This window comes from Geodermatophilus sp. SYSU D00684 (genome assembly GCF_054050455.1).
On the sequence record NZ_JBJGZI010000006.1, the window covers coordinates 86,820 to 103,325 of the forward strand.

17 protein-coding genes are annotated in these 16,506 nt (G+C 76.0%); 9 read left to right on the forward strand and 8 right to left on the reverse strand.

Annotation, left to right across the window (positions count from 1 at the left end):
• The first annotated feature begins 80 nt into the window (after window positions 1-80).
• Together ACI79L_RS05815 and ACI79L_RS05820 are read left to right on the forward strand one after the other, a co-directional pair.
• Entirely contained in the window at window positions 81-314 is a 234-nt protein-coding gene (locus ACI79L_RS05815; RefSeq protein WP_091212468.1) for an Lrp/AsnC ligand binding domain-containing protein, read from the forward strand.
• Between the two features lie 88 nt (window positions 315-402).
• On the forward strand, window positions 403-906 hold the full coding sequence (locus ACI79L_RS05820; RefSeq protein WP_456935857.1) for a DUF3515 domain-containing protein: 504 nt from the start codon (window positions 403-405) through the stop codon (window positions 904-906).
• Window positions 907-912: 6 nt separating this feature from the next.
• Here the strand turns inward: ACI79L_RS05820 and ACI79L_RS05825 are convergent, their stop codons facing one another.
• Window positions 913-1,551 (reverse strand): hypothetical protein, encoded by a 639-nt coding sequence (locus ACI79L_RS05825; protein WP_456935858.1) that lies wholly within the window; start codon window positions 1,549-1,551, stop codon window positions 913-915.
• A complete protein-coding gene (locus tag ACI79L_RS05830; RefSeq protein ID WP_456935859.1) occupies window positions 1,548-2,696 on the reverse strand; it encodes a D-alanine--D-alanine ligase family protein in 1,149 nt (382 codons plus the stop codon). The genes ACI79L_RS05825 and ACI79L_RS05830 overlap by 4 nt, the downstream gene beginning before the upstream one ends.
• Before the next feature lie 158 nt (window positions 2,697-2,854).
• Between ACI79L_RS05830 and ACI79L_RS05835 the strand changes: the two genes are divergently transcribed.
• Window positions 2,855-3,589 (forward strand): CDP-alcohol phosphatidyltransferase family protein, encoded by a 735-nt coding sequence (locus ACI79L_RS05835; protein WP_456935860.1) that lies wholly within the window; start codon window positions 2,855-2,857, stop codon window positions 3,587-3,589.
• Between the two features lie 72 nt (window positions 3,590-3,661).
• Here ACI79L_RS05835 and ACI79L_RS05840 read toward each other — a convergent pair whose 3' ends face one another.
• Genes ACI79L_RS05840 through ACI79L_RS05855 form a run of 4 tightly spaced genes read right to left on the reverse strand, consistent with a single transcriptional unit; the run spans window position 3,662 to window position 8,291 of the window.
• A complete protein-coding gene (locus ACI79L_RS05840; protein ID WP_456935861.1) occupies window positions 3,662-5,302 on the reverse strand; it encodes a TIGR03767 family metallophosphoesterase in 1,641 nt (546 codons plus the stop codon).
• A 4-nt stretch (window positions 5,303-5,306) separates the two neighbouring features.
• Window positions 5,307-6,446: a cystathionine gamma-lyase gene (locus ACI79L_RS05845; RefSeq protein ID WP_456935862.1), complete on the reverse strand. Its 1,140-nt coding sequence runs from the start codon at window positions 6,444-6,446 to the stop codon at window positions 5,307-5,309.
• Between the two features lie 25 nt (window positions 6,447-6,471).
• Window positions 6,472-7,494, reverse strand: coding sequence for an NAD(P)H-dependent glycerol-3-phosphate dehydrogenase (locus ACI79L_RS05850; protein WP_456935863.1), 1,023 nt, complete (start codon window positions 7,492-7,494; stop codon window positions 6,472-6,474).
• Window positions 7,491-8,291, reverse strand: a complete 801-nt coding sequence (locus ACI79L_RS05855) for a lysophospholipid acyltransferase family protein (RefSeq protein WP_456935864.1) — start codon at window positions 8,289-8,291, stop codon at window positions 7,491-7,493. Before ACI79L_RS05855 ends, ACI79L_RS05850 begins: the two co-directional genes overlap by 4 nt.
• 111 nt (window positions 8,292-8,402) lie before the next feature.
• Between ACI79L_RS05855 and cofC the strand changes: the two genes are divergently transcribed.
• From cofC to ACI79L_RS05870, 3 genes are read left to right on the forward strand one after another with little or no spacing between them, the layout of a single operon-like run.
• Window positions 8,403-9,038 carry a 2-phospho-L-lactate guanylyltransferase gene (gene cofC, locus ACI79L_RS05860; RefSeq protein ID WP_456935865.1) on the forward strand — a complete coding sequence of 212 codons (636 nt, stop codon included), beginning with the start codon at window positions 8,403-8,405 and terminating at the stop codon, window positions 9,036-9,038.
• Window positions 9,039-9,091: 53 nt separating this feature from the next.
• A complete protein-coding gene (locus tag ACI79L_RS05865; RefSeq protein ID WP_456935866.1) occupies window positions 9,092-11,197 on the forward strand; it encodes an RNA degradosome polyphosphate kinase in 2,106 nt (701 codons plus the stop codon).
• Entirely contained in the window at window positions 11,187-12,119 is a 933-nt protein-coding gene (locus ACI79L_RS05870) for an NUDIX hydrolase (RefSeq protein WP_456935867.1), read from the forward strand. Before ACI79L_RS05865 ends, ACI79L_RS05870 begins: the two co-directional genes overlap by 11 nt.
• A gap of 22 nt (window positions 12,120-12,141) precedes the next feature.
• Here ACI79L_RS05870 and leuD read toward each other — a convergent pair whose 3' ends face one another.
• Together leuD and leuC are read right to left on the reverse strand one after the other, a co-directional pair.
• Window positions 12,142-12,747, reverse strand: a complete 606-nt coding sequence (gene leuD / locus ACI79L_RS05875) for a 3-isopropylmalate dehydratase small subunit (protein WP_456935868.1) — start codon at window positions 12,745-12,747, stop codon at window positions 12,142-12,144.
• 1 nt (window position 12,748) lies between these two features.
• On the reverse strand, window positions 12,749-14,170 hold the full coding sequence (leuC, locus tag ACI79L_RS05880) for a 3-isopropylmalate dehydratase large subunit (protein WP_456935869.1): 1,422 nt from the start codon (window positions 14,168-14,170) through the stop codon (window positions 12,749-12,751).
• A 104-nt stretch (window positions 14,171-14,274) separates the two neighbouring features.
• Between leuC and ACI79L_RS05885 the strand changes: the two genes are divergently transcribed.
• The 3 genes from ACI79L_RS05885 (at window position 14,275) to ACI79L_RS05895 (ending at window position 16,472) form a co-directional block, all read left to right on the forward strand.
• Window positions 14,275-14,937 (forward strand): IclR family transcriptional regulator, encoded by a 663-nt coding sequence (locus ACI79L_RS05885; RefSeq protein WP_456929198.1) that lies wholly within the window; start codon window positions 14,275-14,277, stop codon window positions 14,935-14,937.
• A gap of 39 nt (window positions 14,938-14,976) precedes the next feature.
• Window positions 14,977-16,086, forward strand: coding sequence for a sulfite oxidase (locus tag ACI79L_RS05890; protein WP_456935870.1), 1,110 nt, complete (start codon window positions 14,977-14,979; stop codon window positions 16,084-16,086).
• Window positions 16,087-16,244: 158 nt separating this feature from the next.
• The gene (locus ACI79L_RS05895) at window positions 16,245-16,472 is read left to right on the forward strand and encodes a hypothetical protein (protein ID WP_456935871.1); all 228 of its coding nucleotides are present in this window, start codon (window positions 16,245-16,247) and stop codon (window positions 16,470-16,472) included.
• Window positions 16,473-16,506 lie beyond the last annotated feature (34 nt).

Consider the following 16,506-nt stretch of genomic DNA (forward strand, 5'->3'; position numbering starts at 1 on the left):
GTCGCTGGGGTACGTTGCGCTCCGGTCCGTCTGCCGGTGGCAGGCAGCCACCCGCAGAGCCGTCCGAGGAAGGTCGTCCCGTGGTCCACGCCTACATCCTGATCCAGACCGAGGTCGGCAAGGCCGCCCAGGTGGCGTCCACGATCAGCGAGATCGCCGGCGTGACCAAGGCCGAGGACGTCACCGGCCCCTACGACGTCATCGTCCGCGCCGAGGCCGAGACCGTCGACGAGCTCGGTCGCCTGGTGGTCGCCCGCGTCCAGTCGGTCGACGGCATCACGCGCACGCTGACCTGCCCCGTCGTCAACATCTGAGCCGCTGAGCGAGGACACCCCCGCCCCGGACCCGGCACCGGCGCCCGCGCGCGACCCGCTGCGCCGGCTGGCGCTGGTCGCGACCGCCGTGATCGTGCCGGTGCTCGTGGCGCTGCTCGTCCTGGTCCGCGTGGTCGGCGGCGACGACGACGGCGACGACGAGCCGGTCGCCGACGTCAGCGGCGCCCCGACGCAGCAGCGCGCCGAGGACCTCCCCGTGCTGCCGGTCGAGGTCCCGCCGCCGACGCCGGAGGCCGACGCGGCCTGCCCAGCCCTGATGTCCGGCCTCCCCCTCGACCTGACCGGGGAGCCGCAGCGGCTGGTCGACTCCGACACCCCGTACGCCGCCGCCTGGGGCGAGCCGCCGGTCGTGCTGGTGTGCGGCGTGCCGCAGCCCGCGGGCCTGGTCGCCGGCGAGGGGCTGCTGCAGATCGACCGGGTCACCTGGTTCGTCGAGCAGACCGAGGAGGCGACGACCTGGACCGCGGTCGACCGCGCCGCCTACGTGCAGGTGACCCTGCCGCCCGACGTCGACAGCGCCCCGGTCACCGTGCTCAGCGGCGTCATCGCCGACACCCTGCCGCCGCGCTGAGGCCCCTCAGACGGCCGGGAGGCGCTCCAGCTGGGCCCGGACGGCGGCGTGCACCTCGTCGCCCGCCGCCTCCCCGGTGGCCGCCACGGCGGTCACCCCGACGCTGAACACCCCGTGCGCGCACCAGGCGAACGCCGCCGGGCCGGACAGCCCGGTCGCCGGGTCGACCTCGGCGACGGTGAGCAGGCTGCAGCCCTCGGGCAGCGACGACGGGTCGTGCCGCAGCACGCCGTCGTAGAGCTCGGCGTCGTTGCCGGCGAGGTCGCGCGCGTAGGCGGCCGCGCCGGCGGGGTCGGCGAACTGGTCGAGGAAGACGCTGGTGAGCGGGCCGGCCGTGGCGCCCCAGAAGCGCTCCCAGCCGTGCCGGTAGCCGTACTCGCGCAGCACCGCGCGCTCGCGGGCGGGGTCGTCGGAGTAGGTGGCCACGTCGTCGACGGTCTTGGCGCCGGCGGGGGGCTGCAGGTCGGCGTCGGCGATCCGCGGGAGGCCGGAGGGCACCTCGTCGAGCAGCAGCTCCTCCAGCTCCTCGACGCCCTCCGGCGTGGCGGGGGCGGGCGCGGGGGTGGCGCTGGTCGGCGTGCAGCCGGTGGCCGGCACGAGCGACACCAGCCCGGCGAGGACGGCCGCGAGCCGGCCCGGGGTCACCGGGGGGTCCGCTGGTCCCCCGGCCGGCCCGCACGGGTCAGTGCGGAGGTGACCAGCCGGTCCACCAGCTCGGGGTAGGACACCCCGCTGGCCGCCCACATCCGCGGGAACATCGAGATGGGCGTGAAGCCCGGCATGGTGTTGACCTCGTTGACGACCAGCCGCTCGCGGCCGTCGGGCCCGGTGCCGAGGAAGAAGTCCACCCGCGCGAGGCCCTCGCAGTCCAGGGCGAGGTAGGCGCGGCGGGAGGCCTCCTGCACCATCCGCGTCTGCTCGGGCGTGAGGTCGGCCGGGACGTCGAACTCGACGGCGTCCTCGAGGTACTTGGCGTCGAAGTCGTACCAGTCGGTGCCGGGCTTCAGCCGGATCTCGGCCGGCAGGCTGGCCTCCGGCGGCCCGCCGTCGCGGCCGGCGAGCACGCCGCACTCGATCTCCCGGCCGGGCACGGCGGCCTCGACGACGACCTTCGGGTCGACGGCGGCCGCGGTGGCCACCGCCTCGGGGAACTGCCCCCAGTCGGTGACCCGGGTGATGCCGATGCTGGACCCGGCGCGCGAGGGCTTGACGAACACCGGCAGGCCCAGCCGCTCGCGGTCCTCGGCGGTCAGCAGGTCCGGGTCGGCCGACAGAGCGCCCTCGGCGTCGCGGAGCACCACGTGGTCGCCCTGCGGCAGCCCGGCGGCGGCCAGGAGCTTCTTGGTGAACTCCTTGTCCATCGACGCGGCGCTGGCGAACACGCCCGACCCGACGTACGGGAGCCCGCTCATCTCCAGCAGCCCCTGGATGGTGCCGTCCTCGCCGTAGGCGCCGTGCAGCACCGGGAAGACGACGTCGACCTCGGTGAGCACCGGGCCGATCGCGGCGGCCGGCTCCAGCACGGCCAGCCCGCGGCCGGCGGGGTCGCCGACCAGCGACACCGCCGTCCCGCCGGTGACCTCGGGCAGCCGGCCGCCGTCGATGGCCAGCCGCTGGCCCTCGTCGGGGAGCACCCAGCGGCCGTCGCGGGCGATGCCGACGGGGACCACCTCGTAGCGCTCCCGGTCCAGCGCCGCCATCACGCTCCCGGCGCTGACGCAGGAGATGGCGTGCTCGGCGCTGCGCCCCCCGAACACGACCGCGACGCGCACCTTGCCCGTTCCGCTCATCGCGGCCGACCCTAGTCGACGGCCTCCGCGCGTCCCCCCGGCTCCCGCGGGGCCGGCACGCGGGCCGTGTGGGAACCTCGACGGCGATGCGGGAGAACGCGGCCCCTCCGGTGGACCCCCGACCTCCGGCGACGACGGCGCACCAGGGGGAAGCCGCCGTGCGCCGGCACCCGCTCCCCCTGCGGCTGGCCGGCGCGGCGGTGCACGCCTACACGGCGCTGGGCGCGGTGCTGGCGCTGCTGTTCGTGCTGGCCGCGATCGAGGGCGAGGTCGAGGCCGCGCTGTGGATCGGGCTGGCCGCGCTGGTGGTCGACGGCACCGACGGGATGCTGGCCCGGCGCGCGCGGGTCAAGGAGACGATCCCCTGGTTCGACGGCTCGCTGCTGGACAACATCGTCGACTACCTGACCTACGTCTTCGCCCCCGTCGTCCTGCTGTGGACCACCGGCATGCTGCCGCACGGGCCGGTGGGCTGGGTGCTGGCCGCACTGCCACTGCTGGCATCGAGCTACCAGTTCTGCCGGGTCGACGCGAAGACCGACGACCACACCTTCCTCGGCTTCCCGAGCTACTGGAACGTCGTCGCGTTCTACGCGGTCGTGCTCGACCTGTCGCAGGTGGCCGTGGCCGTGGTGCTCGTCGTCTTCTCGGTGCTGGTGTTCGTGCCGGTGCGCTACCTCTACCCGTCGCGGACCGAGGCGCTGTGGCAGGTGAGCATGGCGCTGACCGCCGTCTGGTTCGTCTCCTACGCCGTGCTGGTCGCCCAGCTGCCCGACCCGAACCCGTTCGTCGTCGCGCTGTCGTTCGCCTACGTCGTCTACTACCTCGCCTTCAGCGGCTGGCTCACCGCCCGCGCCGCCCACCGCCGCCGCCGGGACGCCCGCACCGCCTGAGCCGCTGGAACGGCCCCCTCGCAGGGGCTCGCGCCGAGCGGAGCGAGGCGTGGGGGGCGAGGGGGTCCTTGCTCAGAAGGGGGCGCGGACGACCAGCTCGACGTTGCGGTCGGCGGGCGTGCCGGCCAGCGGCGATCCCAGGCCCGCGTACGGCACGTTGGCCGCCAGCTCGCGGTGCAGCGCCGCCAGCGCGGCGGGGTCCCCGGCGGCGGGGTCGTCGGCGGCCGGCGGCCGGGCGGGGCTGTCGTGGTCGACCATCGTGCAGACCAGCGACAGCGTGCCGTCGCCGTTGTCGAGCAGCTCCACCAGTCGGGCCTGCCCGGGCCAGTCGACGACGGCGCAGGTGGTCACCTCCCACAGCCCGCGGCCGGGCTCGTGCGGGTGCGCCCACGGCCGCACCTCGCTGACGTGCGTGTGCCCGTTGAGCCACAGCACCACGTTCGGGTACCGGTGCAGCAGCGCGAGCAGCTCGGGGGCGCCGAGCGCGGTGTCGCCGGCGGCGGGCTGCCCGCCCAGGGCGTCGGAGCGGGTGAGCGTGCCCGACCCGTGGTGCGAGAGCAGGACCACCAGCCGGTCGGCGTTGCCCGTGGCCACCCGCCCGCCGTCGGGACCGGGCGCCGACGACGACACCTCGCGCAGCCGCTCCTCCAGCCACCGCGCCTGCGCCGCGTCGACCGAGCCCGCGGCGCCGCCGGTGACCCGGGTGGTGTCCAGGCAGACGACGCGCACGCCGGGCAGCCCGTCCCAGGCGTAGTAGGCGGTGCCGTCGCGCAGGTTCTCCTCGGTGAACCCGTGGCCGGCCGGCGCCCCGCCGTCGGAGAGGTGCGCGGCGACGAAGGACCGGCGGTCGATGAACCGGCGGTCGGCCACCGGCGTCACCGGGCGGGAGGTGGCGGTGGTGAAGACCTCGGAGCGGTGCGTGAACAGGCGCAGCGCGTCGTCCAGCTGCAGGGCGGGGTCGACGTCGACCGGCTTGCGCCCGGCGCCGAGGACGGCGGCCAGCGCGGGCGTGGGGACGCCGACGCCCTGGATGAGCGCCTCGTGGTTGCCGTGGCAGCCCAGCCACGGCAGCCGCAGCCCCTCGGCGGCGAAGGCCGCGAACGCCGCCTCCAGCAGCCCGGGGCGGGCGGGGAAGCCGAACCGCTCGTGGTGGACGCCGCCGTCGTCGTCGGGCCGCCAGAACAGGTCGTGCGGCCACCCGGAGGCCTGCACCCCGTCGTAGGCGGTCAGCCCGGCGCCGGGTGAGACCACGCCCCCGCCGAGGACGGCGAGGTACAGCTCCAGCTCGTTCCACTGCGCGTTGTCGATGGCGTCGCCGGTGGTGACCACCACCTGCAGCGGCTGGCCGGTCCGCGGCGCCCCGGTCAGGCCGTTGAGGGTGCGCACCAGCGCGTCGACGGCGTGCGCGGTCAGCGCCTCCTGCGGCCGGTGCATGGGCACGAGGGCGCGCATCCGCGGGTCGGCCTCGAAGCGGTGGAAGAACTCGAAGCGGGCCGGCGAGCAGACGTCGGCCAGCTGCAGGTCGGTGACGTGCGCGAGGCAGGCGACCGCCCGCACGCCCCGGCGCGGCGGCTCCCACGCCGGCCCGACCAGTTCGCGGCGCACCCGGTGGGGCTCCCCGGCCGCCCACGCGAGCGCCCGGTAGTCACCGTCCCGGCCGGCGTGCAGCACGGGGCCGGCCGCGAGGACGCGGTCGAGGGTGGTGCGGCTCATCCCGTCAGACGGCGTCGAGCGCGGCGGTGAGATCGGCGACGACGTCATCGGTGTCCTCGATGCCGCAGGAGAAGCGCAGGAAGCCCCCCGGGACGGCGTCCCCGCCCCACTGCGCCCGCCGGTCGACGGTGCTGTGCACGCCGCCGAAGCTGGTCGCCGCGGTCCACAGCCGGCTCGCGGCGAGGAACCGCGACACCGCGGCCTCGTCGGCGAGCTCGGCCGAGACGACGCCGACCGGCCGCAGCATCTGCCGGGTGGCGAGCTCGTGGGAGGGGTCCGAGGGGAGCCAGGGCCACCGGACGCCGGTCACCGCCGGGTGGCCGGCGAGGACCTCGGCCACCGCCGCGGCGGTCTGCGCCTGGCGGGCCAGCCGCAGGTCCAGCGTGCTCATCGACCGGTGCCCGAGCCACGCGTCGAACGCGCCGGGCGTGCTGCCGGTGTGGTCGCGCCAGCCCTTGAGCCGGTCGAACACCTCGCCGGAGGTGGTGCTCACGTGGCCGAGCAGCAGGTCGCTGTGCCCGGTGAGCGCCTTGGTGTCGGCGCCCACGGTGAGGTCGGCGCCCAGCGCCAGCGGCCGCTGGCCGAGCGGGGTGGCGGTGGTGTTGTCGACGGCGAGCAGCGCCCCGGCCGCCCGGGTCGCGCGGGCCACGGCCGCGATGTCGCAGACGTCGAGCTGCGGGTTGCTCGGGGTCTCGAGGAGGACCATCCGGGCGCCGTCGAGGTCCCCGCGGGCGGCGACGTCGCCGATCCCGGTCGTCGGCACGTACTCCACGCGGACGCCGAGCCGTTCGAGCTCGTCACGGGCGAGCAGCCGGGTCGCGTAGTAGCCGTCGGCGGGCAGCACCACGCGGTCGCCGGCCGACACCAGCGCGGTCACCGCCGCGGTGACCGCGGCCATGCCGGTGGAGAAGGCGAGGCACCGGCCGCCGTCGAGCTCACCGACGGCGTCCTCGAACGCCCGGAACGTCGGGTGCTCGGTGCGGGCGTAGGCGTCGGCGCCGTCGGCGCGCGGCGGGCGGTCGCCGAGGTGGAAGGGGGCGGCGAACACCGGCGAGGGGCGCAGCGGGGTGCCCGGCACCGGCGGGGCGTCGCCCGCCCGGACCGAGCGGGTGCCGTCGCCCCACCCAGCAGGGAGCGTCGTCACTCCGGCTCGGCCCGGGGGTGCGTCGTCACTCCGGCTTCGCTTCCCGACTCATGATCTCCTTCACCATCTGCGCGGCCGGCACGCCCTCGTGGCAGACCCGCACGACCGCCTCGGTCACCGGCACGTCGACGCCGTGCGCGCGGGCCAGGTCCAGCACCGGGCGGCAGCTCTTGACCCCCTCGGCGGTCTGCCGGGTGGTGGCCTGCACCTCCTCCAGCGACAGGCCCCGCCCCAGCTTCTCCCCGAACGTGCGGTTGCGCGACAGCGGCGAGCTGCAGGTGGCCACCAGGTCGCCCAGCCCCGCCAGGCCGGCGAAGGTCGAGGGCTCCGCGCCCAGGGCCACGCCCAGGCGGGTGGTCTCGGCCAGGCCGCGGGTGATCAGGGAGGCCCGGGTGTTGTCGCCGAAGCCCATCCCCTCGGCGATGCCGCAGGCCAGCGCGATGACGTTCTTCACCGCGCCGCCGAGCTCGCAGCCGACGAGGTCGGCGTTGGTGTACGGCCGGAAGTAGACGGTGTGGCAGGCGGCCTGCAGCGCGGCGGCCCGGTCGGGGTCGGTGCAGGCGATGACGGTGGCGGCCGGCTGCTCCTCGGCGATCTCCCGCGCCAGGTTGGGCCCCGACAGTGCCGCCACCCGGTCCGGGCCCGCGCCGGTGACCTCGCGGATGACCTCGCTCATCCGCTTGGTCGTGCCGAGCTCGACGCCCTTCATCAGCGACAGCAGCGTCGCGTCCGGGGGCAGCAGCGGCGCCCACTCGAGCAGGTTGGTGCGCAGCGACTGGGAGGGGACGGCGAGCACCACGACGTCGGCGCCGTCGAGGGCCTCGGCGGCGTCGGGGGTCGCCGTCAGCGCGCGGGGCAGCGGCACGCCGGGCAGGTACTCGGGGTTCTCCCCGGTCTCGGCGATCGCCCGGGCCAGCTCCGGCCGGCGGGCGTGCAGGGACACCGTGCAGCCGGCGTCGGCGAGCACCTTGGCGAAGGTGGTGCCCCAGGAGCCGGCGCCCAGGACGGCGGCGCGGGTGCCCCGCCCGAGGCGGTCCAGCTCGCTCACGCAGCGCTCCCCGGGAGGTCGCCGGGCAGCGACCGCCCCGGCCGGGGGGCGAACGAGGCGGGGGCCGGCTCACCCCGGAGGCCGGACAGCAGGTCGCGCACCCGGCCCATGATGAGGTCCGTGGTCTCGCGGAGCAGGTCCGGGGTCAGCGGCCGGCCGGCGCGGACCTCGGCCCGCAGCGCGGACAGGTCGACCGGCTCTCCGACGGCGTAGTCCGCGGGCGCCCGGAAGCGCAGGCGCAGCTTCTTGGTGTGGTAGTCGTGCACCCGGTGCGGGCCCCACTGGGCCACCGGCAGCACCACCGCGTCGGTGGTCAGCGCCAGCCGCGCGACGCCGGTGCGCGCCTGCATCGGCCACCAGTCGGGGTCGCGGGTCACCGAGCCCTCGGGGTAGATGACGACGACGTTACCCGCCTCCAGGTCGGCCGCCGCGGCGGCCAGGGAGCCGCGGGCGTCGGCGGAGCCGCGGGCCACCGGGATCTGCCCGGCGTGCCGGAGGATCTTCCCGACGACGCCCTTGAACACGGCCTGCTTGGCCAGGAAGTGCGGCACCCGCCCGTTGTCGTAGACCAGCCGTGCGCAGGCCAGCGGGTCGAGCACCGACACGTGGTTGGCCACCAGCAGCACCGGTCCGGTGCGCGGCAGCCGGTCGCCGTCCCGGTAGCGCAGCCGGAACACCAGCGACGTGACCGGGTAGATGAGCGCGACCGCCAGCTTCAGCGACCACGGCAGCCGGCCGCGCTCGTGCAGCGCGCGCCGCTGTACCGCAGTGGTCCCGGAGGACTGCTCCTCGGTCACCGGCACACCTCCGCTCGGTCGTGACGACCGGCACATGATCGACCCTGCGACCGGTCCGGGTGCGCACCGGGGTCCTCCGGCGTCCGCGGCGGACCGTGGCGGTGTGCTCACATGGTGCCCGTGCGGTGGTCCCTGGTCGTCCCGGCGAAGCGGCTGTCCGCGGCCAAGACCCGCCTCGTGCCGCTGACCGGCGGCGGTCCCGGACTGCACGCGGACCTGGTGCTGGCGCTGCTGGCCGACACCGTCGCCGCGGCCCGCGCCTGCCCCGCGGTGGCCGACGTCGTCGTCGTGACCGACGAGGACCGCGCGGCCGCCACCGTCCGGGCGCTCGGCGCGCGCACGGTGCCCGACGAGCCCGACCGCGGGCTCAACCCGGCGCTCGCCCACGGCGCCCGGGCCAGCGGCGGGCGCGCCGTCGCCGCCCTGTCGTCGGACCTGCCGGCGCTGCGGCCGGCCGAGCTGGCCGCCGCCCTCGCCGCGGCCGCGGCGGCGCCGCGCTGCTTCGTCGCCGACGCCGCGGGCACCGGCACCACCCTGCTCACCGCGGCCGGCGTGCCGCTGGACCCGCGGTTCGGCCGCGACTCCGCCGCCGCGCACGCCGCCGCCGGCGCGGTGCCGCTGGCCGGCGACTGGCCGGGACTGCGCCGCGACGTCGACACGCCCGCCGACCTGGCCGCCGCCACCGGCCTCGGCGTCGGGACGGCGACGGCGGCGCTGCTGCCGCGGCTCCCGCGCCCGGCCGCCTGACGGGACCGCGCAGGGGCACCGGCCGTTCACGTGCGTGGGGCACGATGAGCGCCGTGGCAGCCGAGACGACGTCCCCGATCACCGGGCCCGAGACGCCCGTGCCCGCGGAGCAGCCCCCGCTGCCCGCGGACCGCTTCCTCAACCGGGAGCTGTCCTGGCTGGACTTCAACGCGCGGGTGCTCGAGCTGGCCGAGGACGCGTCGATGCCGCTGCTCGAGCGGGTCAAGTTCCTGGCGATCTTCGCGGGCAACCTCGACGAGTTCTACATGGTCCGCATCGCCGGGCTGAAGCGGCGGCTGAGCACCGGGCTGACCGTGCGCTCCCCCGACGGGCTGACCATCCGCGAGCAGCTGGCCCGGGTCACCGAGCGCACCCAGGAGCTGGTGCACCGGCACGCCGACTGCTTCGAGCGGGACGTCACGCCGCGGCTGGAGGCCGAGGGCATCCGGATCGTGCACTGGGACGACCTCGCCGAGACCGAGACCCGGCGGCTGCGCGAGTACTTCCGCGACCAGGTGTTCCCGGTGCTCACCCCGCTGGCCGTCGACCCGGCGCACCCGTTCCCCTACATCAGCGGCCTGTCGCTCAACCTCGCCGTCGTGGTGCGCGACCCGGAGACCGGCGCGCCGCGCTTCGCCCGGCTCAAGGTGCCCAACAACGTGCCGCGGTTCGTGCCGGTGGGGCCGGTCGACTCCCAGGCGACGTTCCTGCCCCTCGAGGACCTCATCGCCGCGCACCTGTCGCTGCTGTTCCCCGGCCTCGACGTCATCGACCACCACCTGTTCCGGGTCACCCGCAACGCCGACCTGGAGGTGGAGGAGGACCGCGACGAGGACCTGCTGCAGGCCCTCGAGCGGGAGCTCGCCCGCCGCCGGTTCGGCCCCGCGGTCCGGCTCGAGGTCACCGAGACGATGGACCCGCAGATCCTCGACGTCCTCGTCTCCGAGCTCGAGGTCAGCCCGCAGGACGTCGTCACGGTGCCCGGGCTGCTGGACCTCGCCTCGCTGTGGGCGCTGTACGACATCGACCGCCCCGAGCTCAAGGACGAGCCGTTCGTGCCGGCCACCCACCCGCGGCTGTCGGAGGGCGAGACGCCCAAGAGCGTGTTCGCCACGCTGCGCGAGGGCGACGTGCTGGTCCACCACCCCTACCACTCGTTCGCCACGAGCGTGCAGCGCTTCATCGAGCAGGCCGCCGAGGACCCGCACGTGCTGGCGATCAAGCAGACGCTGTACCGCACCTCCGGCGACTCCCCGATCGTCAACGCGCTGATCACCGCCGCGGAGCTCGGCAAGCAGGTGGTCGTCCTCGTCGAGATCAAGGCGCGCTTCGACGAGGAGGCCAACATCACCTGGGCCCGGTCGCTGGAGCGGGCCGGCTGCCATGTCGTCTACGGCCTGGTGGGCCTGAAGACGCACTGCAAGACGGCGCTGGTGGTGCGCCGGGAGAACGGCGTCATCCGCCGCTACGTGCACATCGGCACCGGCAACTACAACCCGAAGACGGCGCGGCAGTACGAGGACCTCGGCATCCTCACCGCCGACCCGCGGGTGGGCGCCGACCTCACCGACCTGTTCAACGTGCTCACCGGCTACTCGCGGCAGACCACCTACCGGCAGCTGATGGTGGCGCCGCACGGGATCCGCGCCGGGCTGGTGGAGAAGATCCGCCGGGAGGCGCGGCACGCCGCCGAGGGCCGCCCGTCGGGCATCCGGTTCAAGGTGAACTCGCTGGTCGACGAGCGGGTCATCGACGCGCTCTACGAGGCCTCCGGCGCCGGGGTCCCGGTCGAGCTGTTCATCCGCGGCATCTGCGCGCTGCGCCCGGGCGTGCCCGGGCTGAGCGAGACCGTCCGGGTGCGGTCGATCGTCGGCCGGTTCCTCGAGCACTCGCGGGTCATGGCGTTCGAGAACGCGGGCGAGCCGGAGTGGTGGCTCGGCAGCGCCGACCTCATGCACCGCAACCTCGACCGCCGGGTCGAGGTGCTGCTGCGGGTGTGCGACGACACGGCCCAGCGGGAGCTGCTCGCGGTCTTCGACGCCGCCATGGCCCCCGGCGTGCGGTGCTGGGAGCTCGGCTCCGAGGGCCAGTGGACCCGCACCGGCACCCGGGACTACCAGGCCGCCCTCATGCACCGGGTGACCGAGCATGCCGGCTGAGCGGACGGCGGTCGTCGCGGCCGCCGGCGGGGTGGTGTGGCGGCCGGCCGCCGACGGCGGCGTCGAGACCGTCCTCGTGCACCGGCCGCGCTACGACGACTGGTCGCTGCCCAAGGGCAAGCTCGACGCCGGGGAGAACGCCCTGTCCGCCGCGGTGCGGGAGGTCGTCGAGGAGACCGGCCTGCACGTCGCGCTCGGCCGCCGCAGCCTGCGCACCCGCTACGAGGTCGCCGCCGGGCCCAAGCACGTGGACTACTGGCTCATGCGGGCGGTCGGCACCGAGCACCCGTTCGAGCCCAACGACGAGGTCGACGAGCTGCGCTGGCTGCCCCTCGACGACGCCGCCGCGCTGGTCACCCACGAGCACGACCGGCGGGTGCTGGCCGACCTCGCCCGCGACGACGTCCCGCGGGCGCCGACGCTGCTGCTGGTGCGCCACGCCAAGGCCGGCAGCCGCAGCGACTGGGCCGGCCCCGACGACGAGCGGCCGCTGGAGACCAAGGGGTGGCGGCAGGCGCAGCAGCTGGCCGACGTCCTGCCGGCGTTCGGTCCGGTCGAGCTGCTCACCGCCCCGCGGGTGCGCTGCCGGCAGACCCTGGAGCCGCTGGCCGAGCGGACCGGCCTGCCCGTGCGCGACCTGCCGGAGCTCGGCGAGGAGGAGTTCGCCGCCGACCCGCAGGCGGGCCTCGCCGTCGTCGAGCGGCTGCTGGAGCCGCGGGAGGGCGGGGTCACCGTGGTGTGCAGCCAGGGCGGGGCGATCCCGTCGGTGCTGATGAGCCTCGGCGTCCGGTGGGAGGGCGTCGCCGGGCGGCTGTACCCGCCGGCGGCCAAGGGCAGCGTGTGGGCGCTGGGCGGCCGCCCCGGCGCGCTGCTGGCCGACTACTACCGCGACCTCGGCCCGGACCCCGACGCCCCCGAGTAGGGGACGCCGGGGCTGACGGGCGTCAGGCGGGGAGGGCCGGGAGCGCCTTCGGCAGCCAGGACGGGCGCTGCGCCTCGTAGGCCTCGATGTCGGCCAGGTGCCGCTCGGTGAGGCCGACGTCGTCGAGCCCCTCCAGCAGCCGCCAGCGGATGTAGTCGTCGACCTCGAACGGCACCGTGGTGTCGCCGTAGGCGACCGTCTTCGCCTGCAGGTCGACCGTCACCGGCAGGGCCGGGTCGGCCTCGACCGCCTGCCACAGCGCCTCGACGTCGGCCTGCGGGAGGACGACGGTCAGCAGGCCCGACTTGGTCGAGTTGTTCCGGAAGATGTCGGCGAACCGCGAGCTGATCACGACGCGGAAGCCGCCGTCGAGCAGCGCCCAGCAGGCGTGCTCCCGCGAGGAGCCGGTGCCGAAGTCGGGGCCGGCGACCAGGATCGAGGCGTCGGCGTGGTGCGGCTGGTTGAGCACGAAGTCCGGCTCGTTGGTGCGCCAGGCGACGAACAGGCCGTCCTCGAACCCGGTGCGGGTGATCCGCTTCAGGTACTCGGCCGGGATGATCTGGTCGGTGTCGACGGCGCTGCGGCGCAGCGGGGCCGCGGTGCCGGTGTGCGTGGTGAAGGGCTGCATCTCAGACTCCAGCGGTCTCGAGGCCGGCCAGGTCGGCGGGGGCGGTCAGCCGGCCGGTGAGCGCGGTGGCGGCGGCCACGGACGGCGACACGAGGTGCGTGCGCCCGCCCTTGCCCTGCCGGCCCTGGAAGTTGCGGTTGCTGGTCGACGCCGACCGCTCCCCCGGCTTGAGCTGGTCGGGGTTCATGCCCAGGCACATCGAGCAGCCCGCGCCGCGCCACTCGGCGCCGGCCTCGGTGAACACCCGGTCCAGGCCCTCGGCCTCGGCCTGCAGCTTGACCCCGATCGACCCGGGGACGACGAGCATCCGGGTGTGGGCGTCGATCCGCCTGCCGCGCAGCAGCTCGGCGGCGGTGCGCAGGTCCTCGATCCGGCCGTTGGTGCAGGAGCCGAGGAAGACGGTGTCCACCTCGATCTCGCGCAGCGGCGTGCCCGGGGTGAGGCCCATGTAGGCCAGCGCCTGCTCGGCGGCGCGGCGCTCGTTGTCGTCGGCGAAGTCGGCCGGGTCGGGCACCCGCTCGGTCAGGGGCAGGCCCTGGCCGGGGTTGGTGCCCCAGGTGACGAACGGCGAGAGCTCCGCGGCGTCGAGGACGACCTCGGTGTCGAAGACGGCGCCCTCGTCGGTGCGCAGCGTCCGCCAGTGGGCGACGGCGGCGTCCCAGTCGGCGCCCTGCGGGGCGTGCGGGCGGCCCTGCAGGTAGGCGAACGTCGTCTCGTCGGGGGCGATCATCCCGGCGCGGGCCCCGGCCTCGATCGACATGTTGCAGATCGTCATCCGGGCCTCCATCGACAGCGCCTCGATGGCGCTGCCGCGGTACTCGATGACGTGGCCCGCGGCGCCGTTGGTGCCGATCCGCGCGATGACGGCGAGGATGACGTCCTTCGACGAGACGCCCTCGGGCAGCTCGCCGTTCACCGTGACGGCCATCTGCTTGGGCCGGTACTGCGGCAGCGTCTGGGTGGCCAGCACGTGCTCGACCTCGCTGGTGCCGATGCCGAACGCCAGCGCGCCGAACGCGCCGTGGGTGGAGGTGTGGCTGTCGCCGCAGACGATCGTCGTGCCCGGCTGGGTCAGCCCCAGCTGCGGGCCGATGACGTGCACGATGCCCTGGTCGCGGTCGCCCATCGGGGCCAGCCGGATGCCGAACTCCGCGGCGTTCCGCCGCAGCGCCTCGACCTGCGCCCGGCTGACCGGGTCGGCGATCGGCGCGAGGACGTCGAGCGTCGGGACGTTGTGGTCCTCGGTGGCCATGGTGAGGTCGGGCCGGCGGACCGGGCGGCCGGCGGCCCGGAGCCCGTCGAACGCCTGCGGGCTGGTGACCTCGTGCACGAGGTGCAGGTCGATGTAGAGCAGGTCCGGCTCGCCCGCGGCACTCCGCACGACGTGGGCGTCGTAGACCTTCTCCGCCAGGGTCTTCGGCACGGGGTCCCTCCCGATCGGGTCATCCCACGGTGGCATCTCACTGTGTGGGATGAGAGTATCGCTGTGTGGGACAGCCTAACCCCGTCGCCGTTCTGGACAAAGCAGTGGCCATCCTCCGCGCCGTCGCGCAGGAGCCGGCGTCGCTCGCCGACCTCGTCGCGCGCACCGACCTGCCGCGGGCGACCGCCCACCGGCTGGCCGTCGCGCTCGAGGGCCACCGGCTGCTCCGGCGCACCCCGGCGGGCACGTGGGCGCCCGGTCCCGCCCTGGCCGAGCTCAGCCACGGCAGCGCCGACCTCGCCCGGGTCGCCGGCCGGCACCTCGCGGCGCTGCGCGACGCCAGCGGGGAGAGCGCCCAGTTCTACGTGCGCGAGGGCGGGTCGCGGGTGTGCGTCGCCGCCGCCGAGCGGGCGCACGGGCTGCGCGACACGGTGCCGGTGGGCGCGCGGCTGCCCATGACGGCGGGGTCGGCGGCGCACGCGCTGCTGGCCTTCGCACCGCCGGAGGAGGTCACGCCGCTGCTGCCGCAGGCGAGCTTCACCGCCCGCACGCTGCTCGACGTCCGCCGGCGCGGGTGGGCGCACAGCGTCGCCGAGCGCGAGGCCGGGGTCGCCTCGCTGTCGGCGCCGGTGCGCGACCCGGCGGGCGCCGTGCTCGGCGCGGTGTCGATCTCCGGCCCGGTCGAGCGGCTGGGCCGCCGGCCGAGCCCCGAGGTGGTCGGCGCGGTCCTGGAGACGGCGGCGGCGATCGCCCGCGCCGCCTCCTAGGAGGTTCTCCCCGGCGGCCGCGGGGCGGAGACTCCTCCCATGACCGCCACGGAGCCCCGGCAGCGCGGGCGGGCCCGGATCGCCGGGCCCGGTGAGGGCATCGGCCTGGACGAGCTCGCGCTGGCCACCCGCAACCACGGCCTGCCGCTCGAGGCGCTGCGCTACGACGTCACGCCGCCGGGCCTGCACTACGTGCTCACCCACTACGACATCCCCGCCGTCGACCCCGCCACCTGGCGGCTGGAGGTCACCGGCGCGGTCGAGCGGCCGCTGCGGCTGGACCTCGACGACCTGCGCCGGCGTCCGGCGGTCACCGCGCGGGTGCTGCTCGAGTGCGCCGGCAACGGCCGCGCCCGGCTGGAGCCCCGCCCGGTCAGCCAGCCGTGGCTGCTCGAGGCCGTCGGCAACGCCGAGTGGACCGGCACGCCGCTGGCGCCGCTGCTGGCCGAGGCCGGCGTCTCCTCTGCCGCGGTCGACGTCGCCTTCACCGGCGCCGACCACGGGGTCGAGCGCGGCGTCGAGCAGGACTACACCCGCGGCCTGCCGCTGGCCGAGGCGCTGCGGCCCGACGTGCTGCTGGTGTGGGCGGTCAACGGCGCTCCCCTGCCGCCGCAGCACGGGGCGCCGCTGCGGCTGCTGGTGCCCGGCTGGTACGGCATGGCGCACGTCAAGTGGCTGACCCGGGTCGAGGTGCTCGAGCACCCCTTCGACGGGTTCCAGAACGCGACGGCCTACCGGCTGAAGACCGAGGCGCACGAGGCCGGCGTGCCGGTCACCCGGATCGCGCCCAGGGCGCTGCTGGCCCCGCCCGGCTTCCCCGACTTCATGACCCGCGAGCGGTTCCTGCGGCCCGGTCCGGTGACGCTCACCGGCCGGGCGTGGTCCGGCCGCGCCCCGCTGACCGGCGTCGGGGTGAGCACCGACGGCGGGGCCACCTGGACACCGGCCGACCTCGCGCCGCCCGACCCGGCGCACCCGCACGCGTGGCGGGCGTGGACCTGCACCTGGGACGCGCGGCCCGGCGGGTACGAACTGGTCGTGCGCGCCACCGACGCCGAGGGCCGGCAGCCGGTCGAGCAGCCCTGGAACCGCCAGGGCATGGCCAACAACCTCGTGCAGCGGGTGCCGGTCACCGTCCTCGACGACTGAGCCGGCCGGGACGACCGGCCCGGCGGGCCGCCCGGGATACGCCCCGTCGCGTATTCCGCGCGGTCCGGCGCGGGCGGACCGTCGTGGTCCCCGGTCACCCACCGCCGGGTCGGCGCATCCCAGGGACGGCCCCGTGCCGCACCCGGAGGGGCCTCCCGATGACCACCGCCACGCACGGCCCGGCCGCCGCCTGGGCCGCCGCCCACCGCTCCCTGCTCGTCCTCTTCACCGTCGTGGCCACGCTCGCCGTCGTCGCGGCCGTGACCCTGACGGTGCTGCTGGCCACCGACGACCCGGCCCCGGTCGCGCCGTCGCCGGCGCCGGCCGAGGAGGCCTGCGCCCTGCCCGGCGCCATGACGGTCGCCCTCGCCAAGCCGTTCTGCTGACGGCTCCGCGACCGGATCAGCGCGGACCGGGTCA